We start from the raw sequence: 25,803 nt of genomic DNA, 5'->3' as shown, positions 1-25,803 counted from the left end.
TTATCACCATTGACAAAAAGCATATCCTTATCAACGCAAAATCAAAAAGTTGTTTGCATTATACCGAATGTTTTAATCACAAGTCAAGCGTTTCCACTGTACCACAGGAAGTACAACCATTACATTTCACTATTCGAGACTCAAAAATTTGCGATAAGGTATGAATAATGTTTTCCTCAGGAAATTTGGTATGCAAAATAATCTTTTCTGGTGCAATTGTGAGCAGTGTACTGACAATTAAATCCTCATGTGAGAAAGAATGTTCTACAATCTCTTGCAAAGTTCCACCATCGTTTAATTGCAAAGGTTTGCCCTGCTCATCAAGTAGCTCAAATTGTTTCACACCCCGATGCATGAGATGCACCAGATCGATCTTGGAACCTTGAACCGAGACAAAATATTTCAAGAGGGAAATAAAATCTTGATATTCTTGATCCAATAAAAATTGGTCTACTGCGTCATGGACACACTTGGCCAAAGCTTTACGATAGTGTTCAAGTCGAAAGTGAACATATCCATCGATAGCCAGCAATTTTGATTCGCGAAGAAAATGGAAAATCGGCTTCCCTAAACGGTCCGAGCGTTTGTTATAAGGAGTCCGGAAATAAGTATGTGTGTTTTTTTGAAATAGTCGATTGGTATGTACTTTAATTTGCTCTATTTCTCGGTCGTAGTATTGCGGATAATGTTTTTGGATTGCATCTTCGATTAAATTTTCTTCAAAATATGTACAGATGTACCGTGCTATTTCTTCACTGATCGCCCGTCTTATTTCTCTCTCTTGTGATCTCCGTTTTAACTTACATTGAATGGTGTAAAAATAACGGTCTGAAATACTAACTTCTTGTATTTCACAAAGCACATCTAATTTTTCCATTCTTTGAGGTAACTGCATGAGATGATGAAACAAACCAGTCGTTTGATAAGCATTTGCTTGAGGTATGCTGATGGTAAAATCCATCTTCGCACCCCTTTCTGTCTGGTGTATCCTGCTTTAGTATATGGGAAACATTTAGCAGGTATACATCGGTTAAGAAAACTTGCCGGTTGGCAAGCCTTTCAAGGCGCAGACAGAGCTTAGTTGCACTTATGTACCTCAGACTAGAGCACAAGTCTCACTACGTCGCTATGCTCCTAGTCTCGCTTTGCAGAAAAGATAAAATTATACTTCTTTATCTACAAGCACTAAGATGCAAATCAACCAACCAGATACATTTTACCTAGTAAATAAACATAACCAACACATGCAATAACTAAAGTGGCACGGCCTAGTACTTTATCCGTTTCCCTTCCAGTACGTACTTTTAATCCAATCTGTTTCATGCCAATTTTTTTGGGATATGGCCATAAAAATGGCACTCCTGCTACTGTAAATGCATCTGCGAGCAAATGCGAAAAGTATCCAGCGGCTACAGCGTAAAGATAATCCGGCAATGCTAAATGAATAACCCATAAGACATATGCCATCCCAACAAAAGAGTGCGTTACGCTTCGATGCGGAACATACGCAACCCCTGCGCAATAAATTCCAGACAATAGTACCCACAAAGGCAAGTGTGCAAAATACCAAAATAGACAGATCAATACGCCCACACTCGCTAGTGCTAATGACCTCCATTTGCGATTAAGCGAAGAAAATAGCCATTTGTTAATCTTGCTTCCATCTTCATCGATATCCGGTAACATCGATGCCATCGTTGCGATTGCTACGGTTAAGGTTAAATTCAAAAAGTTATTACTGGTGACAAATCCAACTGCTACTCCAGTTGCTAAGCCAACTCTAAGATGTGTTTTCCCCTGCATGATGCCATTCCTTTTATGTATAATTTATGAACTATTCTTATGATAGTACACTTTTCTTAAAGATAAAAGCTCAAGTATTATGAATAAACTATCGGCTTTAAAAATGGGATTGGTCAGAAGAAGATCAATTAGAAAAAGGTAGATATATTTGGCTCGTGACAAGTTATCTCGCGAACGAATTTTAACATAGAATTGATCGATGAGATTACAAGTTTTCCATAAGTAAACTTGGTGCTCATCTCCAAGTAAATGCCATGAAAAATAGAAATAGAGGTGATGGTTTCCCATCACCTCTTCTTTATACTATTCACATCTGCGAAATACATTCGGGAGGCGACGGCTGGCTGCCGTCGCCTGTTCTATCTTTGCCGAAGACGATATATAGTAATTTCAAACTAAAAAAGACCTCTTGGAGAGTAGCTATCCAAGAGGTAAGATATAGATTTAATTTTGCATAACAAAATCTTTATCCACTTGCTCTGTGCCATCAAATACATGCAAAGTCTCGTAGCGTGTATTGCGCTGTGCTGGAATTTTTCCAGCTTCTCGAATCAGTTGCAAACAGAGGTTTATATTTACTTTATAGGTAGTACCCGCAGCGGACACAACATTTTCTTCCATCATCGTACTTCCAAAATCGTTACATCCATACTGCAAAGAGAGCTTTCCGATCTCAGGACCCATCGTTACCCAAGAAGATTGGAAATTAGGTACATTATCAAGCATCAGACGCGCAATAGCGACTGCTTTTAAGTATTCTCTCGGAGAGAGTTTTTCTCGCTTCATATTGGTGTTATCTGGTTGGAATGTCCAGACGATAAACGCAAGAAATCCTTTGGTTTCATCTTGTGCTTCTCGAATCCGCAAGAGGTGAAGCACACGCTCTTCGATACTTTCTCCAAAACCAATTACCATCGTTGCGGTAGTCTTCATTCCCACTCGATGAGCGGTCTGCATCACATCCATCCAATCGCGCCACGAGCCTTTTAATCTGCTGATTTTGCGACGTGTCCTGTCATCTAATATTTCTGCTCCACCACCTGGCAAAGAATCCAATCCTGCGGCGTGAAGTTCTCGAATGACTTCTTCCAATGGCAATCCAGATACTTCTTGCATCTTCATGATCTCAGCAGGCGAGAAAGAGTGCATGGTGATATCAGGAAAGTGTTGCTTAATTTTCTTGAGTAAATCCGTATAGTAAGAAAAAGGCAGATTTGGATTTGTTCCACCTTGCATTAAGATTTCTGTCCCACCGACGTCTTGTGTCTCTTTTATTTTTTGTAAAATCGTTTCATCTGGAAGCACATAACCCTCATCCGAGTCCGGAGAACGATAAAAAGCACAAAAACGACAGTAAGTGTCGCACACATTGGTATAGTTTATATTTCTACCCACTACAAATGTAGTTATTGGTTCAGGATGCAGCTTTTCCATTACTTCATTTGCAGCTGCCCCTATTTTTTCTACTTCATCACTTTCCCATAAGGCAATTCCATCTTCTAGACTGAGTCGTTCGCCATTTCGTACACGGTTTAGTATATTGTCAATGCTCAACATAAACACTCCCAAGCCTTTCTTTGTAAGTGATTCTTTTTCATTTTAGCATAAGGAACCATAAAATAATTGACAATGATTCTCATTATTGATAGGTTTTTATTGGAACATCATGTAGGGAGGCGACCACGATTCCGCTTTATACCGAAAACATCTCTGTCCAATACCAAAGCAATTTAGTAGTCGATCAATTAAATTTACACATTCCGATAGAAAAAATCACTGCTATCATCGGGGCAAATGGATGTGGCAAATCTACCATATTGAAAACTTTGGCTCGTATTTTAGAACCTACTGCTGGTGCAGTTTTTTTAGACGGAAAACAAATTCACAAAGAACCTACAAAACAAATAGCCAAACAATTAGCCATTCTTCCTCAGCTTCCAGAGGCTCCAGAGGGCACCACCGTCAAAGAATTGGTTTCATTTGGCAGATTTCCCCACCGTAAAGGATTTGGATATCTGAGTAAACACGATCAACAAATAATAGAAGACACATTGCACAAAACACATTTGATCGATTTTAAAGATAAACCCATACATCAATTATCTGGAGGCCAGAGACAACGCGCTTGGATCGCAATGGCTATCACCCAAGAAACACCTTATCTCTTACTAGATGAGCCAACCACTTATCTGGATATCGCTCACCAATTAGAAGTACTCTCCTTAATTCAACAATTAAATAGAGAAGAAAAACGAACGATCATCATGGTAGTACATGATCTCAATCATGCAGCACGCTATGCTGACCACATCGTCGCTGTACAGAAAGGAAAAATTTATACGGAAGGCAATCCTTCTGATGTACTTACACACGAAATGTTAAAAGATGTCTTCCAAGTAAAAGCAAATATCATCATAGAACCTCATACTGGATTACCAACTTGTATTCCATATGAGAAAATATAAAAAGTGGCGAAGTTTATCTTGCCGCTTTTTTTATAACATTTTTTAAACTTGTGAAGGGGTTATTCTAAATGCAAGAAAAGATATTACTGATAGAAGATGAAGCTAGTATTTCAGAAGTATGCAAGCGGTACTTAGAGCGAGATGGTTACATCGTTCGAACTGCTGAAAATGGAATCGAAGGCTACCATTTATTTGAAGAAGATCAACCCGATTTGGTTATTCTTGATCTGATGCTACCACAAAAAGACGGTTGGAAAATATGTGAAGAAATTCGTCAAAATTCCGATATCCCGATTATTATGTTAACAGCACTCGGTGCAGAACGAGATCGAATTTTAGGTTTAACCCTTGGAGCGGATGATTATATAACCAAACCATTTTCCCCCAGAGAACTAGTCTTGCGCGTACAAATCATTTTACGACGTATGCGAAATACAAATACGGTAACAAGTCCTAATGAAAACGGTTTACTGGAATTTGGAGATTTAAAAATTAATCCTATTACCAGAAGTGTTTATACCAATGAAGAATCTGTAGAATTGACCGTTAAAGAGTTTGAAGTCCTTCATTTAATGGCACGACACCCCAAACAAGTTTTTTCTCGAATGCAATTATTGGATTTGATTTGGGGATATCATCATGAATCTGATGCCAATGTTGTCACTGTACTCGTAAGTCGTCTCAGAGAAAAACTTGAAGGAAAAAAAATCAAATCGAAATGGATTCAAACCGTATGGGGAATTGGTTATCGATTTGCCCCTAATGGAGGAGATGATTCATGAAGCTACGTGATCAATTACTTTTAATCAATTTATCTAGTCATGTTATTTTGGTCGCTGCTTTGTTAATCAGTTATCATCAAATGTTGTTAACCTTTCAACAAACTCAGATTTTAACGATTATCTGTCTCGGAGCAGCGATTTTATCCATGCTGGTGTACTGTCTCATGACTTTGCCAATTATCCAATCTATTCAGAATGTCATGTTAGTAACCAAACAGATCGGACAAAAGAATTTCCAAGTGAACCAGTCTGTCATTAATGGGCCGAAAGAATTCAAAGAATTAGGGGTAGCTGTACATCAAATGGGGATTGAGCTGGCAGCCAATTTCAAAAAATTAGAAGATGGAGAACTCGCTCGAAAAGAATTAATCGCTAATGTCTCTCATGATTTAAGAACCCCTATTGCGGCAATCCAATCTATGTTAGAAGCATTACAAGATGATGTAATCGAAGACAATGAGACTCAAAAAAGATACATCAAAACGAGTCTACACGAAATAAACCAATTGAATAGTTTAGTTCAAGACTTATTTGAATTATCTAAGTTAGAAGCAAATCATACTCGTTATCAACCTCAACTAACCCATTTTGATTCTATCTTGCTTGAAGTTCTAGAAGCACATTCGATTCATTTAAAAGATAAGAAGATAAACTTACAAATAACATTACCGGATGATTTACCTCCTGTATGGGTAATGCCAACAAAAATTGCGAGAGTGGTTAGCAATCTTTTACAAAATGCCGTCCGTCATTCTCCTGTATGTGGAATGATTGAACTGATCGCAAAGAATGAAGGAAATCAATTGAGGGTAATACTCCGTGACGAAGGAAAAGGAATTGATCCCAAAGATCAACTGCGAATTTTTGAGCGTTTTTTCCGTGTAGATCATTCTCGGAATAAAGAATCAGGAGGGGCTGGTTTAGGTTTGGCTATTGCTAAATCATTGATTGAATTGCATAAGGGGACAATAGGTGTTCGGAATCGTTTGGATCAAAAAACTGGGAGTGAATTTTGGTTTACCTTTCCTTTGCATCCCTTAAATAATGAGGAAGAAAATGAAATAGTTTTGTAATCATTTTTTTATCGTTTTGATAGGGCTTCTTTGTACGATGGCAAGGTCAAGAAACAAGGAGGGACCTATCATGAAACAAAAATCTATATTTATTGGTGTTGGAGTTGTTGTTTTACTTGTTATTGCATGGGCGGTGTTTAGACCTGAAACAGCATTAGTAGATAAAAAGGTAAATGAACCAGCACCACAGCAACAGATGATGAATAAAAACGAAATGATGCAAAATATGAGTAATGAGAAAGACATGGCAAATAGGAAAATGGAAAATTCACTTTCCAAAGGTATGTTTCAAAACGGGGCTCATGATACGTCTGGTATGGCAACTATTTACGAGTTAGAAAATGGCAAAAAAGTTCTACGGTTAAGTAATTTTAGTACTTCTAACGGACCGGATGTTCATGTCCTACTCGTGCCAAATCGTAATGTAATGAAAGATAGTGATGTAATGATTGATAAAGCAGTTGATCTAGGGTCTATTAAGGGAAATATGGGGAATCAAAACTATGATATTCCTGCAAATGTGGATGTGAGTAAGTATCATACTGTTACTATTTGGTGTAAAAGGTTTCATGTAAACTTCGGATCTGCTCCACTATCCTAGTAGACCCTGCTGCATTATTCGTCTCAAAAGCGCAGATGCGAGTGAGTAAAGCGTCCTTTGCGTTTTCAACAACCGACACAAAGTCATGAAAAAAAAGTGGTGGAAAAATTCCCACCACTTTTTTATTTCGTTACTGTTCCTTCTTTTTTTACTTCCTCTTTTTTCCCGATAAAGATAGAGATGACGAGGGCGAATAAAGCTAGCCACATCGAAACATAAAACACATCATCCATAGCTTGAACCATAGAATGGACCTGGATTTGACCGGATATATATGCAAGTGCAGATGCCTTTGCTTGTGCGACACTCTGTCCTAAGCCCATATATATATTTTGAACCTGCCCTACGATTCCTTGGGAAATCCCAGAAAAAATATTATATTGGTCAGTATAGGTTGCTGCATGAATCAATTGTTGATTGGACAATAACAAGGTAGCCCATGCAATTCCAAATGAAGAGGCAATTTGTCTTACCGCATTACTGAGCGCAGTAGCTTGAGCCACCATATGATTGGGAACTGCATTCATACCAGCTGTGGAAATAGGCATCATCACTAATGAAATGCCAATACCACGTAAAATCAGCCAAAAGGTAAGTGTGGAAAAGGATGTATTTGCATCCAATTGAGTGGTCAAATGTAAGGAATAGGCAGTAATTCCCATTCCGATTATTGCTAACCACCGTGCTCCAATTTTATCAAACAACATACCGGCAACTGGCATCATCAAACCTGTAATTAATGCTTGAGGCAGAAGCAAAAGTCCGGTCTGTAATGCTGTTAAACCAGCGATATTCTGTAGAAAGATCGGAATTATAAACAAAGGTACAAACAAAATAACACTTGTGAGACTTGTAATGATCTGCGAAATGGTAAACACAGGAATTTTTAATAGTTTTAAATTCAACATCGGATCTTTCTTTACCCATTCTATTACGATAAAAATAAGTAAGGAAACTGTTCCAATTCCAACAAAGAAGAACACTTCATCATTGGACCAACCTTTTTCCGGAACCAAACCAATACCATACAACAGAGTGGAAAAACCGATGGTAGAAGTGATAAAACCAGTCACATCAAACTTTTGCTCTGTATGGTGTTCCAATTCTTTAAAACTAATGATAGCAATCAAGATGGCTACTACCCCAATTGGTACATTGATAAAAAAGATCAAGCGCCAATCTAGGTATTCAATGATATATCCACTTAATGTTGGACCGATTGCTGGTGCAAACATGATGGAAATTCCAAACAATCCCATTACCTGCCCTCTTTTTTCTCGAGGGAACAAACGGAATAGCATCGCTTGTGATACTGGCATAAGAGCTCCTCCGCCTAAAGCCTGAATAATTCGGAAGATGATCATCGACTCATTGCTCCATGCCAATCCACAAAGTAAAGACCCAAGTGTAAATACAGTAAGGGAGAATATAAAAATTTTCTTAAAGCCAAAGCGTTCTGTTACATATCCTGTGACGGGAATAATCGTGCCCACAACGAGTGTATAGGCAGTAATAACCCATTGAATCTCTTTCGTATCTACACTGAATACAGCCATCATCTTAGGTATTGCAACATTAACGATACTTGTATCCAGAATCGCCATAAATACGGCGATAATAGATACTGCGAGAACTAAGCGCCTGCTCTGACCTTCTGGCATCGCCCCTCCTCCTTCCTTCTTTTATTGCTTCCTTATTTGCTGATTTTTACTGTTGCATTTAATCCAGGAACCAATTTATCTTCACTGTCCAAAGAAATCTTAACAGGTATCTTTTGTACTACTTTTGTGTAGTTTCCGCTAGAATTACTACTTGGAAGCATAGAGAAGGTAGAAGAAGTTGCTTCACTAATTTCTTCCACTTTTCCGGAATACTCTGTTCCAGGGAAAGCATCTACTGTCACTTTTACATCAGAACCTACTTTTACATCTTGTATGTCTGTCTCTTCAATATTTGCGGTAATATACAATTGATTGAGTGGTGCCGTCATTGCTAAAGGCGTACCTGCTGAAACTACTTGCCCAACAGCCCCTTTACTTTGCAATACGGTGCCATCTGCTGGGGCTACAATTTGCACATTAGCTCCCGCTGGATCTGCTGATTGGATTACTGCAATTACATCGCCTTTTTTTACATCTTGATTATCTTTGATATTCCATTGTGTAACAGTACCCGTTGCGGTTGAAATAACGGTGCTAATATCTCCTTGAACTTTCGCGTCTTCTGTAGAAATGTAATTCATGGATTCATTGGTATAAAATAAAATCCCTGCTCCCGCAGCTATTACAATGAGTGCAACAAGCACGCTTGCAATGATGGAATTTTTCATCTGTTCTTTTCTCCTTCATGTAGCGTAATTTGTGAAGTTAACATTTTTTTCATGATCAACAAAAAAATCTCTTTTTCTGTGTCCGTTAAATTTTCCAATAACTGTTGGCATATTTTAGCCCGTTTTTGGCTTATTTGCTCAACGGTCTCTCTACCCTTTTTTGTCAAACTAACCCATACTACTCGTCTATCCTCTTTATCACGTATTCGCTCTACATGACCGCTTTTCTCCAAACTTTTGACAGCAAGTGAAGTAGCTCCTGATGTGGTACAGGTTTCATAAGATAAATCATTGATTGTTGCTTTATCTTTGCGATAAAGATACATCAGAAACCAATATTTCCCCGGAGAAAGATCCGTTTGAAGCGATATTTTACTAAATTGCTTTCCGAATAGCATGAAAACCTCATTCATTTCTAAAATAAATGAACGATGATTTTCAACCAATATATTCACCTCCAAATATTTAAGCTTGATAAAATCTTTACCATAAAAATATTACACCATATGAATTATTTATTCCAGTGAATATTATTTTTTTTGTGTCGAAAATACGAAATAACGCTCTATAAAATTCATTTATTTATTTTTTATATACTTTTCTATGTTAATCCGATACAGGTAAATTTAAGCAGATGCCGACCAGGTAACCTCCTCCCCTAGAATTGCAATGTATGGATTGCCATAATACATTTTAATGAATACAGAATTGAAAAACAGGTCTCCAAAACGATATTTCTATTTAAAAGTAGCGGACCCTTGGAAGTTGTTGCATTTGCCAAGGGTCCAACCACAAAACCAGAGCTACCGCTGCCTACACCAGGCGGATAGCTTCCGCCAGTATCGAGCGAAGAACTTCCACCGTGAATTGGCGGACATCTCCAGCAAATACAGTTTGTAGAGCGTCAGGCTGAGCACCGATTTCATGGATGCTGATCCATATGATTCCAGCACTCCGAAGGATTTTTCGATTGGAGTAACACTCGATTTGGTCTGCTCATTCTCCTCTTGAAGACCACCGTAAGCACCCTGAAATTTCTCCAAGGTACTAGGAGTTACCTCATAAATGAGAGCAATCATCTCTACACGTTCGTCAGAGGTGCCTGAGCTGGTGAGGTATGGAAGTCGATGACCCACAACCTCACCAAGATGAATCAACTTCCCGGGCGGCAGCTCGACACCGGTTTCTTCTTTCCGTTCGCGGAAACCTGCTGATACAGCTGACTCGCCGCGATCGATCATTCCAGAGGGATTGGAGATAACTCGCTGACCTGCTGGAACCCGAAGCTGAGAAACGTGAATGACGTATTCACGTCCCTGACATTTGAGAATCGTCAATACATCTACCGTAGCGCCTCGCAGAATTGCGATACCACCGAGCTTCCTCCCCTCGGAGTCGCAGGCTTCTGCCTCCAGCTGGATCATCTTGATCTCTTTGGGACTGCCCCACTTGTAGACCGCTACAACCTTCACCCTTTGGAGTTTGATCTCTCGACTGCTTGCAATCTTCCCTGACCATTGCAGGAAGAGGTGGGACTGTCGGATTTCTTCCTCGGTCTCTTCGACATCAGAACCGAGTACGAGTTGAAAGTCGTTCATCAGAAAGTCCTTTCGGATTGCGAACATTGGATTTCGATCTATATTATACAGTATTGGTTTAATTATCAAAATAAAATGAATGATATTTTTCATCACTACTCATTGCGTTTGGCTTTTTATCTAGCAAAGGATACAATACTACTGAAAAGTATCCAACAAGGAAGTGTTATCATGAAGATCGTTTCCATTGAACCTACTCCGAGCCCAAATGTGATGAAGTGTAACCTAGATCAAACTCTTCCGACTGGGACTCGACACGAATATACGAAAGCTACTAAAGACTATGCCCCCGACTACCTCCAAAAGATATTGAATATAGATGGGATCACTGGCGTCTTTCAAGTACTTGATTTCCTCTCTATCGAACGACATCCAAAAGCGGATTGGGAAAAGCTGCTTTCCCAAGTTCGAGAAATTTTTGGCGAAGAGCAAACAGATAAGGACTCCTCTTTAACGGCTGAATTAGATTCCTTTGGAGAAGTACAAGTGCTGATCCAAACGCTCAGGGGGATTCCTTATCAGATCAAATTGGTTCACCATAATACAGAAAACCGCTTTGCCTTACCTGATCGCTTTCAACAAGCTGTACTGCAAATACAAGGGGTAACTTCCAATGTAATCTTAGAAAGAAAGTGGATGGATCAAGGAGTTCGTTACGGAGAACCCGATGAAATCGGGAAGCAGCTTACTGCGGAATATGAGGCTATGTATCCAGATGGACGTTTACAACGTTTAATCAAACAAGCACTATCACCAAGAGCCGAATCTACTTTGCAAGAACAAAAAAAATCAGCAGCAGAAGTACGAACTGCCTTTCAGCAAAACAATTGGGAAACTCGTTATGCTGCATTGATGCTCTGGGAGCCGGCAACAGAGGAAATCGACATACTAGCAATGGCACTCGATGATTCGTCAGTGACTATACGCAGACAAGCTGTCGTTTTCTTAGGTTATATCGAAGGAAAGATCGTACTTCCCTATCTCTATAGAGCGATGAAAGATTCATCTGCCATCGTTCGTCGCACCGCAGGTGACACTATATCGGATATTGGTGATCCTGATGCAACCTCAGTGATGTGCGAAGCACTAAAAGACAAAAATAAGCTCGTCCGCTGGCGCGCAGCTCGTTTCTTATTTGAAGTTGGTGACGAAACGGCTATACCTGCCTTACAGTTGGCCATTAGTGATCCAGAATTCGAAGTGAAAATGCAAGCACAAATAGCATTGCAGCGCATTACCGAAGGAGAAGAAGCGAGTGGCACGGTTTGGCAGCAGATGACTCAATCCTATCGTTCGAAAGAAGACTAAAAAAACCCCGACGGGTTATGCCCGTCGGGGTTTCATTTTACAAAAATACAAAGTAGATAATTGCAGCCAATACAATTCGGTAAATTGCAAAGGGTACTAGTTTAATTTTATTGATCAACTTCAGAAAAAATCGAATGGAGATTAAGGCAAATACAAAAGCTGTAATAAATCCGGCAATAAAAAACGGCAGATCGTTCAAAGTGAAATATTGCCAGTGTTTCAACAATGAAATAGAACTTGCACCAAGCATGATCGGTACTGCCATAATAAAGGTAAAATCAGACGCAGCACGGTGACTTAAACCTAAAAGAACCCCACCGGAAATAGTTGATCCTGAACGAGAAAAACCGGGCCATAAGGATAAACACTGGAAAAAACCGATCGAAAGCGCTTGCTTATAAGTGATTTGATCAACGGTTTCTGCTTTTGGTGTTGCAGGACGTAAAAAATCAGCCAATAACATTAAAACAGCCCCAATCACCAAACCAACTACGACTGTGTTAATAGAAAATAAGTGTTCATCTATGTAATCTTCTAATAAAAATCCAAGTACACCTGCTGGCAATAATCCAACGATAACTTGTTTCAATTCCAATCGATTGCGACTATCAAGCGACTCGCGTGCCGCCTTAGTCAATCCTAATAGGTTGATAAATCGATCTTTAAAAACAATAATAACAGCCAAAATCGAACCTAACTGTATCACTACTTTAAACGTATTTGCTACTTCTGGTGAGAACAATTCTTTTGATTTTAGCAGCAAATCATCGACGATAATCATATGTCCTGTAGAAGAAACCGGTGCAAACTCTGTAAGACCTTCTACCATCCCCAAAATAAACCCGACAATAACATCCCATAAATTCATATCCTGCACCTCTTTATTCTTATCTTTCTACTAATCTCAGTATGTTTGGTAAATCAGAACCTTATTTTAAGAAAAACGGAAGAAAATTTAAGACTTTTTCCTTTTTCACGCTAGGGCTACTATTCCACTATCCAAAATGCTTCTTATGTAACTAATTCCAAAACATCAGCAAATATGTCAACCTTCTATCATTCTTTTTCGCTCTATGCAATTCTTAGCATCATGTAGTTCGTATATTAGAAGTTTCATAGTTGTTGGCCGTAACAAGAATATATGCTTATCGTACAATACAAAACGTTGTTTCGCAGCCTTTGTATTACCAAGTGTCATGGGAGAGACACAAATTTAAAATAAAGCCTTTGCTTATCGGGTAAAATTCCATATAATACATATAATTTGAACCGCTAAAAAAACTTACATTATAACTTAAAGGAGCTCTTCGTTTTGAAGAATAAGCAATTTGCTGTCTTTGGATTAGGAAGATTTGGTGGAAGTTTAGTAAAAGAACTACATAAAAATGGAATTGATGTACTCGCTGTCGATATCGACCAAGAAAAAGTAAACGAGTACGCCAAATACGCTGTCCAAACTGTCCAAGTCTCCAATCTTGATGAGACAACTTTAGAAATGCTTGATATCACAAGTTTTGATCATGTATTTGTGTCATTTGGCGACAACATAGAAGGAAGTGTATTACTCACATTGATGCTCAAAGAAATGGGTGTCAAAAAAGTTTGGGCTAAAGCTTCGAATGATAATCATCATCGAGTATTGACAAAAATCGGAGCAGATCAAGTTATTCATCCTGAAAGAGATATGGCAATAAAAATCGCCAATTATATAAGCTCTAAAAGCATCATTGATTATATCGAGTTGTCGGGTGAACATAGTATCGTAGAGATCATCGCATCACCCAAAATACACAACAAAACATTGCAGGATTTAGATATCCGAAATAAATATGGATGTAATATTATTGCCATCAAACGCGGTGGTGTGGTAAAAATATCGCTTGTGTCCAATGAACTGATTTTAAAAGACGATGTCTTAGTAGTAATAGGACGGAAAATTGCTATTAAACGTTTTGAAGAAGAAGAAGGAATTTAAGGTGAACTACAAACGTCTCAGTACTTCTCAGATATTGATCTTGGTATCAGGAGTTATTTTGTTTTTGGGCACTTTCATGCTCAAAATTCCTATCTCGACAACGAAACCGATCAGTTGGCTCGATGCGTGGTTTATGGCAACCTCTGCCCTTACTTGTACAGGCTTAATCACATTAGATGTTGGGACTACCTTCACTACATTTGGACAAATCGTTTTGCTCTTTTTGGTACAAATCGGTGGTCTTGGGATCATGGCTTTTGCATCTCTGTTTTTTATTTTGCTAGGAAAAAAACTTTCCTTAAAAGATAAATTGGTTTTAAACTTTTCACTTAATAACATAACATTTGGAAATATGACTGCATTATTAAAAAATTTACTCTTTTATGTACTGGCAGTCGAACTCATTGGGGCTATCGTTCTCTTTCTTTATTGGCAACCTCAACTTCCGTTAGGAGAAGCTGTTTATTTATCCATCTTTCACAGTATTTCTTCCTTTAACAATGGTGGTTTTGCACTTTGGCCAGACAATATGATGTCACATTACGACAATCCTGTTCTAAATGTTGTCACAACAGTACTCGTCTTGATCGGAGGACTTGGATTCACAGTCATATTTGATATATGGAAAAAACGAAACTTCAAACAATTGACATTGCACTCGAAAATTATGATCACTGCTTCCTTTGCTCTGGTCATTTTCGGCATGATCGTTATATTTTTGCTAGAACATAATCATGGCAAAGCCTTACATGCATTCACACTCTCTGATAAATGGTGGGCATCCTATTTTCAATCTGTTTCCTTACGGTCTGCTGGTTTTAATACCATTGATATTGGTTCCTTACAAGAGTCTACGCTATTCTTTATGTGTTTGCTCATGTTTGTTGGTGCTGGCAGTACTTCTACAGGAGGAGGAATAAAAGTTACGACCTTTGTCGTGATTTTATTTGCTGTTATCGCCTTTATCAAAGGAAAAAAGCAAATTCATCTCTTCCATCGATCAATCGATGCTTCTTCCATCATGAAATGCTTAGCGATATTTGCCATTTCTCTTACCTTTGTAGCAGTGGGTGTATTTTTTCTTTCCATGGTTCAGGAGGAATCGTTTCTCGTCTGTCTGTTTGAAGTGATGTCTGCTTTTGGTACAGTAGGGTTATCTGCAAATCTAACCTTTGATCTTACAGCATGGGGAACATTCATCATTGGCATAATGATGTTTTTTGGTAAGATCGGGCCTCTTGCAATCTTGTTTTCTTTATCTCGAATAGAAGATAGGACTATGAATTATCCAAAAGAAGACATCCTAATCGGTTAAGGAATACTCCTTTTTCCTTTTTGTATTCAAATGGAAAATGAACTTCTGCTACTAGGATTTTTTCATGATATGATAGGAAATGTGCCAGTTCTTACTGGTAATAGATAGGAAAACGCACAATTATATAAATAATGATATCACTCACACTACTAAGTACCATGGCATATAACTAATTACGAACTTATCCTTTCCTTTCTTCAAATACTGTTCTACCTATTATTTCTTTTTGATGGAGGGTTTTTCATTGGAAAAAATCATGGTAACAGGTGGTTCTAAACTACAGGGAACCGTAAAAGCTCATGGCTCTAAAAACGCAATCCTGCCTTTAATTTCAGCATCCATCTTAGCATCGCGTAACAAAGTGATCATTCGAAATGTTCCCACAGGTCTAGAAGATGTAACTACCATTACACAGTTATTACAATCACTTGGCATCCATGTAGATATGTCAGATGATATGGTCACGATTCATGCAGAAAAATTTGATTCCACAGAAGCACCATATGAGTTGGTTTGTAAAATGCGGGCTTCTGTTACTGTACTCGGTCCCCTGTTGGCACGAAAAAAATATGCTAGAGTGCCTCTGCCAGGAGGTTGTGCGATCGGAAGCCGTCCTATCGACCAACACTTAAAAGGATTAGAAGCACTCGGTGCAGAGTTTAAAATTGGTCATGGTTATGTGGAAGGGTTTGTTCCTAATCAATTGAGAGGTAACAATGTATATCTAGATATTCCAAGTGTTGGCGCTACACAAAATATCTTAATGGCTGCAACGCTTGCAAAAGGTATCACTACAATTGTAAATGCAGCCTGTGAACCGGAAATCCAAGACTTGGCTAATTTTTTAAATCAGATGGGTGCAAGAATTGAAGGTGCAGGGACGCCGTTTATCACGATTGAAGGAGTAGATTTCTTAAGAGGTACTGATTATTCTGTTATACCTGATCGTATCGAAGTTGGGACATATATGATTGCAGCTGCGATCACAGGAGGAGATGTATTCATCGAACAAGCAAAATCCAAGCATCTTACTTCTTTAATCGTAAAAATGCGAGAGATGGGTGTCACCGTATTAGAATGTGAAAACGGCATTCATGTGAGTGGCCCAGATGAAATTAAACCAATTGATATCAAAACACTGCCTTACCCAGGATTTCCAACTGATCTCCAATCCCCCATCATGGTATTACAATTAGCAGCAAATGGTACTAGTATGTTAACGGAAACCGTTTTTGAAGATCGTTTTATGCATGTGGAAGAATTTCGTCGGATGGGCGCAAATATCAAGATCAACGGGCAAACCGCCTTGATTGAAGGAAAACATCCTCTTTCTGGTACGCAAGTAATGGCAACTGACTTACGAGCTGGAGCTGCACTAGTATTAGCAGGGCTAATTGCAGAAGGCACAACCGAAGTAAGAGAGCTTCGACATATTGATCGAGGTTATATCGATTTAGTAGGTAATTTAAAATCATTAGGAGCAAAAATTAAACGAACAAAGCTTGAATCGAATCCCTTCTTACAACAAGAATCCCTCTCCTAACAGCTATCATTTGATACTTAAATCCCAAAAAGTCGATTATTTAAACAAATCGGCTTTTTGTTTCACTTCCCTATTGACACTCCTCCACACTACATCTATATTAAATATATGAATATATGTTCATATATTTATGAAAGGATGTTTCATTTGAACGAATTCAATCCATCTATAACAAATGACTGCTGTGACGTTACGATCATTCATGATGACGTGGTGGCTGATGTTCGATCCAAACAATTATCACAGGAAAAAGGGAAAGATCTCGCCTTATTATTTCAAGCACTCAGCGATCCTACACGAATTCGAATTATACATACACTCATCCAGCGTGAAGTTTGCGTCTGTGATTTAGCAGCGATCTTGGAGATGACACAGTCTTCTATTTCTCACCAACTAAAAAACTTGCGAAACCTTCGTCTTGTAAAGCATAGAAAAGTGGGAAGAATGGTTTACTACAGTATCGATGACGAACATATATTGAATTTGATGGAAATTGGACTCAAACATATTTCTCATTCCTAATCAAAAGAGGTGAAGCCAAATGCATAACCACAGTCATTCTCATACACATGGACACACTCACCATCATATACGAGAGAGCAATAAAAAAGGGCTATTCATTGCTTTAATAATAACTGCTGGAATTATGATTCTGGAGTTTTTTGGGGGTTTGTTTACAAATAGCTTGGCACTCTTATCTGACTCTGGCCATATGCTCAGTGATGTGAGTTCTTTAGCTTTAAGTTTAATTGCAATGTGGTTTGCTGTTCGCCCTCCTTCTCCTCGAAAAACATATGGATATTATCGCTTCGAAATTTTAGCTGCTTTGTTTAATGGTGTTGCTTTATTTGTAATAGCAGGAATTATTGGATGGGAAGCCTATTTAAGATTGTTGGACCCTCCAAAAGTTGCAAGTGGTTCCATGATGTTGATCTCCATCATCGGGTTAATAGCCAATCTATTAAGTGCTTGGGTTTTGATCCGACAAGGAGACACAAAAGAAAATATAAATATACGCAGTGCCTATCTTCACATAATTGGAGATGCCTTAGGTTCCGTCGGTGCCATTATCGCCGGAATCCTCATGCAAGCATTTGCTTGGTATATCGCTGATCCAATCATCAGTATTCTGGTTTCTGTCTTGATATTAAAAAGTGCGTGGGGAGTCGTTTCTCATTCTTTTCACATCTTGATGGAAGGGACACCAGTAACCATCGATCAAAAGTTGGTAAAAGAAGTACTTTTAGAGATTTCTGGTGTTTTAAATGTACATGATTTGCATATTTGGACGATCACATCGGGTTTCGATTCTTTATCCTGTCACATTCTGATAAAAGAAGAAATCGAAAGCCAAGCCATCTTAAAAGAAGCCATCCGGCGTTTAAAAGAACGATTTCATATCCAGCATACTACCATTCAAATTGAGACAGTTGATTTCCAACACGAAGGTTGTCAAGCTTTATCATGTACTGGAGAACAAAATAACAAAACAATAACACCAAAACCAGAATGAAACTTGATGATGGTAGTTAGCAATACTTGATGAAGGAATAAAATATCAGAAAAACGAATTCACAAAAATATAGTGCCCCCGTGTCATAAGATATATCCTGTGAAGGATGATCAAATGACATGGGGGCACCGTATTTATTATCCCTACTCCATGTAACAATCGAGTTCAAATTTTCCGAGCCCACTGAATATAATTAAAATAGCCAAGAACGAAACGTGTATCTCCATTCTTAAAAAGTAGGCAACGTCTCTTTTAAACTCTATTCTTCTCGCTTTATCATTTTCATAATCCCTGCGTTCCTCGGCAGCATGCTCTGGTAACTCTATCCTTTCTATGAGCAAAACTAAACGGTTTGTTTATAAAAACTTAAAGTAAACATATTAAATCGACCACTTTCCATTTACAAATAGAAATTATACTGAACTAGCAAACCGATAGATGGGAGTTGGATAAAATGGAAGATCATTATGCACTTTTCGTTTCAGACCTTGATGGTACCCTATTAACAAGTGACAGCCAAATTTCCACACGTACTCTACAATCAATAGATCGATATCAAAAAAACGGAGGCATGTTTACAATTGCTACAGGAAGAAGCCTCATAGAGAGTTATTCCATTGTAAATGAACTTAAAATTGGTTTGCCTGTTATCCTGTGCAATGGAGCAATGATCTATTATCCCCACGATGAAGAATTACAGGTACTCAAATACTTTTCCAAACATATCGTGGAAATGATTCTTTCAGCTATTGAACACATAGACCCTGTTGTCGATTTGTTGTTATTTAGCACTACCAGTATTTATTCTTTTCGGCTAAGTCCCGAAAAGGCAATCGAATTATCAAAACTAGGCGTTACCGCTTTTCCTATTCATTCCTTAGATCAAATTGAGGAAGAAATTATTAAATTACAATTGATTGGGTCTCCAGCTAACATGCAAATTCTTCACATGATATCTGAGAGCCATTCATTAAGAGCAGAATGTGACTTTATCCAATCACATGAAAATTACTATGATGTTGTACCAAAAGGAATTTCAAAGGGCAATGCTCTACTCTATCTCAATCAAATCCTTCATATTCCGACTTGGAAAACCGCTGCTATTGGAAACCACTGCAATGACATCTCTATGTTGAAAGTTGCAGGTTTGTCTGCATCTGTAGCAAATGCTCATCCTCTCGTCAAGCTGTATACAGATATACACGTACCTTCCAATGATGAAGATGGAGTAAGTTATTTTATCGAAAATTATTTATTGTAATTTGTCTTCTCACTCATCAAAAAACTCTTCATAGTATTTGTTTATCTTTCCTCACCTTTTCCATAACATTAATTTCAAAGATTTTTTCATCTTTTTTTATGAACAGATTTTCCTTATACATATCTCCTTCATAATAGAAAAACCAGTAAAAATACACAGAGTTGAATTGAATGTACTTATTGATTTTGCATATAAATGTCTAGAGTTCTATTTCAGGGAGTGATGAGGATGAAAAGAGTGAAGAAGGATGATTTTGTTTCCGGATTTGTGCCGCATCATAACCATGGATCTGTTGATTACACATCTGTTGCAGCAGGACATGTACATCAGTGCCTAGATATCACATCTCCACCGATTCCAACAAAAGATGGAGAACACATCCACTATACAGAGGGATATGTATTATTCGAAAATGGTCACACTCATTACTATCAAGCCCACTCGGGACCGGCAATCCCAGTTGGAGATGGGATGCATGTCCATTATTATGATTTTTATACAACTGAGGATGATGGTCACAGACATCACATTCTGGGAGTGGACCAACCTGCCCCAGGTAATAAATGACTTATCGTAGAAACCAATGAGATAGAGGGGCTCCTCAGTACGCCGTCCGTGTGTCAACTCCAGTTAATTGTCCGAATGGTTGATACATTAGAACCCATACCTCTTCAACGCTATCTCAGATGGAAGGAGATTCATTCACCATAGTTATTGGTAACCGTAACATTTTCACCACTTACTTTTACAATCTGCTCTTTGTGTATCATATTCCCAGTATGATGACCAGCATGACGACCGACATAATCACCAAGAAAACCACCTAAAATCGAACCGGCCACTGTTCCAGCACCTGGGAAAATGGCGCTGCCAACAAGTGCTCCATACTCAATACCCGCTATCAGGCCAAGTGAACTCACCACATTTCCTAGCGTGTTAACGGTATATTCCCGTTTATCTGTTTTTCCATTTATATATTTAATGGTATCGGAAATTTGCGAAAGTGCACCTATAAAAACACCTGCCAAAACTGTATTTTGATGGATTTTGTTCACTCCAAATCACCCCGTTGACTATCTTCTTTTATGAAGATAGATTCTCGAACATTGTCAACTGACTTTTCTTTCGTTTCATGTGCTGGTGTCACTTTTTCGCCTGCTTTATCCTCTGCTTCATGTATTGGTGCTGCTTTTTCCTCTACTTTATCTTCTACTTCTTGCATTGATGCCATTTTTTCCTCAGCTTTTGTTGATGTTTTTGAAAAGCCACATGAACCATTAGCCTCACTCTCTAAGTCCCATTTTTCATTGAACCTGCGAGTTAATCCAATTGTTGTAGATACACCTTTTACCACTAACTCTCTTATTTTTTTTCTTGCCTTAGGAGAAGCGAGCAGTATTGCACCTGCTGCAATACCCCATCCTAACGGATTTTGAATTGGTATATTTTTTATTCTCATTATTAACGCTCCCTTTCAATACTTTAATCTCAGTCTGTATCATCTTCCCGTTTTTATGTAAAAAAATTAAAGCATAATTACATCCATTTCAATCCATATTAAGTATGTTTATGGAAGGGGTGATAATTAGTGAGTAAACAAGAACGTTATCTTCGGATATTTCCTGGATTCATCCGCATCGAAATCCTGGGATTACAAGACAATCCATGGGGTTCAGCACTCATTGAACAAAAATTGAACTCGTTAAAAGGGATTACTAATGTGCAGATTTGTATACTCACAGGAAGAGTTCAAATTCACTTTGAACCTCATATCCTTTCTGCTGAAGTGATCTGTGAAAAATGCAACCTTATAGAAAAAATGATTCAACGTAAATTGCTCTATCAAGAAACGAAATCTGCGGATACATTTATAAATGAAGGCACCGTTTCTTCCATCGTAAATCAAGAAATAGCAGTTACCAAGGAATCTGACTCTTTCAGCCAGTTACCCCATCAAAATGATGAAGCCTTGCATACAAAAGATGAACAGATGAACCCAGTCAAAAGCAAAATTCCTCTAGGTTTAACTTTAAGTTTAGGTGGATTAGCTTTTTTAGGAACAAAACACCTTGTATACGGACGTACAGCACTAGCTGGAAATCCATGGTTATTTGTTGCCTCAAGCGCTTTATCAGTCGTTACGGGTTACCCCTTTTTAAAACGAGGTATTCGTCAACTAAGTCAAAAACAAAAATGGAACAGTGATCTTATTTTAGGTGCTTCTGCTCTTTCCTTGGCTTTTATTGGTGAAAACCTACTCGCTCTTGCAGGAGTTAGTATCTTGCAATTCATTGAATGGCAACGTGGACAATTAGAACGATCAGAAACATCAATAGACGAAATGGAAGACCGTTATTTAAGTCCATCCATAAAAAAATATAGCAATCGCATGGGAAAGCTTGCTTTTCCAGCCGCAGCAACTACCTTTGCTTTGACTCGTGACCCACTAAAAGGATTAGCAGTACTTTTAGCATTAAATCCTCGTATTGCTGTAGTTCCAACCATTGCCGCTTGGAAAAAATCCGAGGTTCAGGCAGTTCAAGAAGGTGGATGGATCCCTAAGAATGGAAGTTTGGCACAATTGGCGCAAACAAAAACATTGTTAGTCGAAGATACATCACAAATATTCACTCCTTCTAAAAAAGATTTAACGGTTCAAACTGAGCAACAAGAAGAAAAAGTTTGGTGTATTCTAGCCTCTTTATTACAAAAAACAAATCATCCTTGGAAACAAACGATTTTAGCAAAAGCAGAAAAACTCCCTCTCACCTTACATACTGCTTTTAACTGCAAAGAAGAAGCACAGGGAATACAAGGAAAGATTAAGCAGTCTATGTATTATTTTGGTGAATTAGATTACTTGAAACGTCATCATTGTACGATTGATCCTTACCTTATCCCTTATAAGCGACTAAAACGGCTGGGTCAAGATGTACAGGCTCTGGTTTGTGTGCAGAATGATGAAGTGGAATGCCTTGGCATTTTCCACACAAATAATGAATCACCAATCCGTCCTTATTTGAGTTTACGACACCATTTACTTGAAAAAGGATGGAATATAAAAGTAATAAAAAATAGTTTGCAAATTGAACCCCAACTATTAGAGCGATTTTCGATAGACACCGATTTTTTATGTTTGAATGAAGAAGCAATCATTTCCCAAATCAAGCGAGAAAGAAAGAAAGGTTATGAATACTTACTTCTAACCGAATTGCCTAGTTCCAGATTACAAACCTTAGTGCCATCTATTACAGATCAACAAATTCGTCAACTCCCTAGTATGATAGATTTTGCCCATTCCATTAAACAAAGGACAGATCGACAGTTACGAATAAGTAAAATTTTTAATATCATCGGCGTGTTTATGGCGATTCCATTTCGAATGAGTGCAATGATGATAAATTTAGCTACAGATGCTCTCTCTTTGATCCAATTATCACACTTAAGTGAGATGAGTCCAAAGCTAGACAATTCTTCTCCTATTTCAGAAATTGCAACGACTTGTGCGGAAAAAGAAACTTCAACACCACCAATTTGGTATGCCTTAACATCAAAAGAAATCTTATCTTATTTCTGTGCCGAACATGGATTGGGATTAACTCCTGCTCAGGTAGAGTACTTAAAAAAGGAATTCGGTCCCAATGAGATCATAAAAGAAAAAAAACATAACTGGCTTCTTGCATACTTAGGGCAATTCAAAGAGTTTACTTCTCTATTATTACTTGGAACTACAGCACTTTCCATATTGACAGGTGATGTGTTTCATGGTGTTGCTATCGGCTCCGTTCTCATGGCAAATGCAGTTGTGGGTACAATTCAGGAGCGAAAAGCGGAAAAAGTAGTGGAAGCACTAAATCAGTACAAAGCTCCTGTATGTAAAGTCATTCGCCATGAAAACGAACAAGTTCTGGATGGAAATGAACTTGTTCCAGGAGACTTGATACATCTTGAAGCTGGAGACCGCGTTCCCGCTGATATTCGTTTATTACAAACATGGAATTTTGAAGTCGATGAGTCCATGTTAACAGGAGAGTCATTACCTGTACTGAAAACAGATCAAGCTATCCCAGAAGATACTCCTCTGCCAGAACGCAGCAATATGGTATACATGGGTACAAATGTGTCACGAGGAAAAGCAACTGGTATTGTTGTCTCCACAGGAATGCACACTGAGATGGGTCGTCTCCTCTCTCTTTTAGTAGAAAAGAAACAAGAAATGACTCCATTGCAACAAGAGGTTACACACATCAGTAAGCGATTTGTAAAAGGTGCACTTATCATTGCTAGTGTCATTTTTGCTGTGGGGCTATTTCGCGGAAATACTTTTTCTCAAATGATCTCTACATCTGTAGCACTTGCAACCTCGGCAATACCAGAAGGGCTTCCTGTCACCGTTACAATCGCCCTGAGTGCAGGTATTTTCCGCATGGCAAAGAAAAGTGTCATGATTCGCAGATTATCTACATTAGAAACACTTGGAAGAGTGAATGTGATTTGTACAGATAAAACAGGAACATTAACCAAAAATGAAATGACAGTTGAAGCAGTAGCTACCTTATCAAACCAATGGCAAGTTACAGGAATTGGGTATGAACCAAAAGGAAAGATAATAGCCAGCAATCCGATAAAAGAAGAGCATAAGCTTGATTTAGAGCGCCTTGTGTCCATTGTAACACTCTGTAATAATACGAAGCTTCTACAAGATGGTGAGCTGTGGACCATAAAAGGCAATCCAACAGAAGGTGCACTTCTTGCCTTTGCTCATAAAACAGACTATCTGCCAAAACAAACGGAATGGAAACGGGTGCATGAGCTTCCATTTGATTCAGCCAAAGGAAAAATGAGTGTTGCTTGTAAAAAAGAAAACAACTGCTTTGTATTCACAAAAGGGTCGATGGAATCGATCCTGGAAATTTGTTCTTTTGCCCAAATAGATGGGAAAGTAGTCCCATTATCGCACGAACATCGCCGTTATCTCGAAGATATTCATACATCCTATTCTGATCAATCTATGCGTGTATTAGCTTTCGCTTATCGTCCCATTGAATGGGAAGCGAAGGATGAAAAAATAGATCAAAATGATTTTATCTTAGTCGGTTTAGCTGGAATGATAGATCCTCCCAAAGATGATATTGCAGAGAGTATAGCAGAAACCTATCGTTTAGGTGTTCGACCTGTAATGATTACTGGTGATCATCCCTTAACGGCTATATCGATTGCTAAAAAGATAGGTATTCATTCTACACCTGTTGTCATGACAGGGAAAGAATTGGATAAGTTAAGTGATGCAGCATTAAGTAAACGAGTAAATCAAATTCATGTTTTTGCTCGTGTAACACCCGAACAAAAGGTTCGAATCGTACAAGCTTATCAAAATCAAGGTATACAGGTAGCCATGACTGGAGATGGTGTAAACGACACTCTTGCTATTAAACAAGCCAATGTTGGGATCTCAATGGGGCAGACGGGGACAGAAGTAACCAAAGAAACTTCCGATATGGTGTTGAAAACCGATCAATTTTCATCCATCATTCATGCTGTCAAAGAAGGACGTACCATTATGACAAACATCCGTAAAGCACTAGGTTGTCTGTTAACAGGCAACCTAGCAGAGGTACTTGTCACAGGTGTGGCAGTATTAATCGGAATGCCTCTTCCACTCATCCCTATTCAGATTCTATTAATGAATATGCTAACGGATGCACTGCCAGCCATGATTTTAGCCACTAGTCCAGGGAATAAAAATAATCAGAGCGAACGTATTCAAATTGCAGATGAAGATCTTTACCAAAAAGTCGTGATACGTGGAACATTGTTAGGATTAGGTTCCTTAGGTCTATTTGCTTTCAGTCTTATGAAAGGGGTTAGTTTACCTATTGCGCAAACATTAACTTTCGCCACTCTTGTAATAGGACAACTAATTCAAACATTCTCATGGAGACAGGAAGGTTTAGAAGAAAAGGCTTTTGATTGGATGAAAGATCGCTTCTTGATTGGTGCACTTGGATTTTCCTTCTTGACCTTGGCAGCTACTATCTATATCCCTGGTTTAAGGACTTTCTTCCATACTGTGCCATTAAACACCGGACATTGGATACAAGCATTCTTAGTGGCCGGGTCCATTACAACAATTTCTAAACCTATCTGTTCCTTTGTATCTCGATTCAAAAGAACCACATCTATGCAAACCAATAATAATGGGTTGATCCATTTAAAAACGGCTTAGGAGGAATGAAT

General features: G+C 38.4%; 23 protein-coding genes and 1 other annotated feature (1 of these 24 cut by a window edge). Of the genes, 13 read left to right on the top strand and 10 right to left on the bottom strand.

The features are described 5' to 3' along the window. Nucleotides 1-43 (bottom strand) — a binding site (T-box leader) (it extends 184 nt beyond the left edge of the window). Between the two features lie 33 nt (nt 44-76). The 3 genes from ytxC to mqnC all read right to left on the bottom strand — a co-directional run bounded on the left by ytxC (nt 77) and on the right by mqnC (nt 3,360). Then, nucleotides 77-961 (bottom strand): sporulation protein YtxC, encoded by an 885-nt coding sequence (gene ytxC, locus AC5WOF_RS18375; protein WP_496051396.1) that lies wholly within the window; start codon nt 959-961, stop codon nt 77-79. A 236-nt stretch (nt 962-1,197) separates the two neighbouring features. Continuing rightward, nucleotides 1,198-1,803 carry a metal-dependent hydrolase gene (locus tag AC5WOF_RS18370; RefSeq protein WP_496051395.1) on the bottom strand — a complete coding sequence of 202 codons (606 nt, stop codon included), beginning with the start codon at nt 1,801-1,803 and terminating at the stop codon, nt 1,198-1,200. A gap of 444 nt (nt 1,804-2,247) precedes the next feature. Beyond that, nucleotides 2,248-3,360, bottom strand: coding sequence for a cyclic dehypoxanthinyl futalosine synthase (mqnC, locus tag AC5WOF_RS18365; RefSeq protein ID WP_496051394.1), 1,113 nt, complete (start codon nt 3,358-3,360; stop codon nt 2,248-2,250). Between the two features lie 98 nt (nt 3,361-3,458). Between mqnC and AC5WOF_RS18360 the strand changes: the two genes are divergently transcribed. From AC5WOF_RS18360 to AC5WOF_RS18345, 4 genes are all read left to right on the top strand, one after another. Beyond that, the gene (locus AC5WOF_RS18360) at nt 3,459-4,268 is read left to right on the top strand and encodes an ABC transporter ATP-binding protein (protein ID WP_496051410.1); all 810 of its coding nucleotides are present in this window, start codon (nt 3,459-3,461) and stop codon (nt 4,266-4,268) included. A gap of 68 nt (nt 4,269-4,336) precedes the next feature. After that, nucleotides 4,337-5,050: a response regulator transcription factor gene (locus AC5WOF_RS18355; protein ID WP_496051393.1), complete on the top strand. Its 714-nt coding sequence runs from the start codon at nt 4,337-4,339 to the stop codon at nt 5,048-5,050. Next, entirely contained in the window at nt 5,047-6,123 is a 1,077-nt protein-coding gene (locus tag AC5WOF_RS18350) for a sensor histidine kinase (protein WP_496051392.1), read from the top strand. Before AC5WOF_RS18355 ends, AC5WOF_RS18350 begins: the two co-directional genes overlap by 4 nt. A 70-nt stretch (nt 6,124-6,193) precedes the next feature. Further along, nucleotides 6,194-6,724, top strand: coding sequence for a DM13 domain-containing protein (locus tag AC5WOF_RS18345; RefSeq protein WP_496051391.1), 531 nt, complete (start codon nt 6,194-6,196; stop codon nt 6,722-6,724). 122 nt (nt 6,725-6,846) lie between these two features. On the opposite strand, the gene AC5WOF_RS18340 is transcribed toward AC5WOF_RS18345, so the two are convergent. The 4 genes from AC5WOF_RS18340 to AC5WOF_RS18325 form a co-directional block, all read right to left on the bottom strand. Then, nucleotides 6,847-8,385 (bottom strand): DHA2 family efflux MFS transporter permease subunit, encoded by a 1,539-nt coding sequence (locus AC5WOF_RS18340; RefSeq protein WP_496051390.1) that lies wholly within the window; start codon nt 8,383-8,385, stop codon nt 6,847-6,849. 32 nt (nt 8,386-8,417) lie between these two features. Next, nucleotides 8,418-9,053 (bottom strand): HlyD family secretion protein, encoded by a 636-nt coding sequence (locus AC5WOF_RS18335; RefSeq protein WP_496051389.1) that lies wholly within the window; start codon nt 9,051-9,053, stop codon nt 8,418-8,420. Beyond that, on the bottom strand, nt 9,050-9,499 hold the full coding sequence (locus tag AC5WOF_RS18330) for a MarR family winged helix-turn-helix transcriptional regulator (RefSeq protein ID WP_496051388.1): 450 nt from the start codon (nt 9,497-9,499) through the stop codon (nt 9,050-9,052). The genes AC5WOF_RS18335 and AC5WOF_RS18330 overlap by 4 nt, the downstream gene beginning before the upstream one ends. A gap of 357 nt (nt 9,500-9,856) precedes the next feature. Beyond that, complete coding sequence (locus AC5WOF_RS18325; RefSeq protein WP_496051387.1) at nt 9,857-10,651, bottom strand: NUDIX domain-containing protein; 795 nt, start codon at nt 10,649-10,651, stop codon at nt 9,857-9,859. Nucleotides 10,652-10,822: 171 nt separating this feature from the next. Here AC5WOF_RS18325 and AC5WOF_RS18320 point away from each other — a divergent pair, with 171 nt between their 5' ends. Next, nucleotides 10,823-11,959, top strand: a complete 1,137-nt coding sequence (locus AC5WOF_RS18320) for a conserved virulence factor C family protein (protein WP_496051386.1) — start codon at nt 10,823-10,825, stop codon at nt 11,957-11,959. Between the two features lie 37 nt (nt 11,960-11,996). Here the strand turns inward: AC5WOF_RS18320 and AC5WOF_RS18315 are convergent, their stop codons facing one another. Then, a complete protein-coding gene (locus tag AC5WOF_RS18315) occupies nt 11,997-12,827 on the bottom strand; it encodes an undecaprenyl-diphosphate phosphatase (protein ID WP_496051385.1) in 831 nt (276 codons plus the stop codon). 444 nt (nt 12,828-13,271) lie between these two features. Here AC5WOF_RS18315 and AC5WOF_RS18310 point away from each other — a divergent pair, with 444 nt between their 5' ends. The 7 genes from AC5WOF_RS18310 (at nt 13,272) to AC5WOF_RS18280 (ending at nt 20,133) form a co-directional block, all read left to right on the top strand. After that, a complete protein-coding gene (locus AC5WOF_RS18310; RefSeq protein ID WP_496051384.1) occupies nt 13,272-13,934 on the top strand; it encodes a potassium channel family protein in 663 nt (220 codons plus the stop codon). Between the two features lies 1 nt (nt 13,935). Further along, nucleotides 13,936-15,249: a TrkH family potassium uptake protein gene (locus tag AC5WOF_RS18305; protein WP_496051383.1), complete on the top strand. Its 1,314-nt coding sequence runs from the start codon at nt 13,936-13,938 to the stop codon at nt 15,247-15,249. Between the two features lie 244 nt (nt 15,250-15,493). Then, nucleotides 15,494-16,792, top strand: coding sequence for a UDP-N-acetylglucosamine 1-carboxyvinyltransferase (murA, locus tag AC5WOF_RS18300; protein ID WP_496051382.1), 1,299 nt, complete (start codon nt 15,494-15,496; stop codon nt 16,790-16,792). Between the two features lie 147 nt (nt 16,793-16,939). Next, entirely contained in the window at nt 16,940-17,314 is a 375-nt protein-coding gene (locus AC5WOF_RS18295) for an ArsR/SmtB family transcription factor (protein WP_496051381.1), read from the top strand. 19 nt (nt 17,315-17,333) lie between these two features. After that, nucleotides 17,334-18,305, top strand: a complete 972-nt coding sequence (locus AC5WOF_RS18290) for a cation diffusion facilitator family transporter (RefSeq protein ID WP_496051380.1) — start codon at nt 17,334-17,336, stop codon at nt 18,303-18,305. Nucleotides 18,306-18,759: 454 nt separating this feature from the next. Next, nucleotides 18,760-19,566: an HAD family hydrolase gene (locus AC5WOF_RS18285; RefSeq protein ID WP_496051379.1), complete on the top strand. Its 807-nt coding sequence runs from the start codon at nt 18,760-18,762 to the stop codon at nt 19,564-19,566. Between the two features lie 228 nt (nt 19,567-19,794). Next, nucleotides 19,795-20,133 (top strand): YmaF family protein, encoded by a 339-nt coding sequence (locus tag AC5WOF_RS18280; RefSeq protein WP_496051378.1) that lies wholly within the window; start codon nt 19,795-19,797, stop codon nt 20,131-20,133. 131 nt (nt 20,134-20,264) lie between these two features. Here AC5WOF_RS18280 and AC5WOF_RS18275 read toward each other — a convergent pair whose 3' ends face one another. Both AC5WOF_RS18275 and AC5WOF_RS18270 read right to left on the bottom strand, forming a co-directional pair. Further along, the gene (locus AC5WOF_RS18275) at nt 20,265-20,621 is read right to left on the bottom strand and encodes a glycine zipper domain-containing protein (RefSeq protein ID WP_496051377.1); all 357 of its coding nucleotides are present in this window, start codon (nt 20,619-20,621) and stop codon (nt 20,265-20,267) included. Beyond that, a complete protein-coding gene (locus AC5WOF_RS18270; protein WP_496051376.1) occupies nt 20,618-21,025 on the bottom strand; it encodes a hypothetical protein in 408 nt (135 codons plus the stop codon). The genes AC5WOF_RS18275 and AC5WOF_RS18270 overlap by 4 nt, the downstream gene beginning before the upstream one ends. A 129-nt stretch (nt 21,026-21,154) precedes the next feature. On the opposite strand from AC5WOF_RS18270, the gene AC5WOF_RS18265 reads away from it, so the two are divergent. Then, nucleotides 21,155-25,792 carry a cation-translocating P-type ATPase gene (locus tag AC5WOF_RS18265; RefSeq protein ID WP_496051375.1) on the top strand — a complete coding sequence of 1,546 codons (4,638 nt, stop codon included), beginning with the start codon at nt 21,155-21,157 and terminating at the stop codon, nt 25,790-25,792. Nucleotides 25,793-25,803: the final 11 nt, after the last annotated feature.

The organism is Shimazuella sp. NTD250 (assembly GCF_059510375.1).
This window is presented reverse-complemented; position numbering and strand designations above follow the sequence as displayed.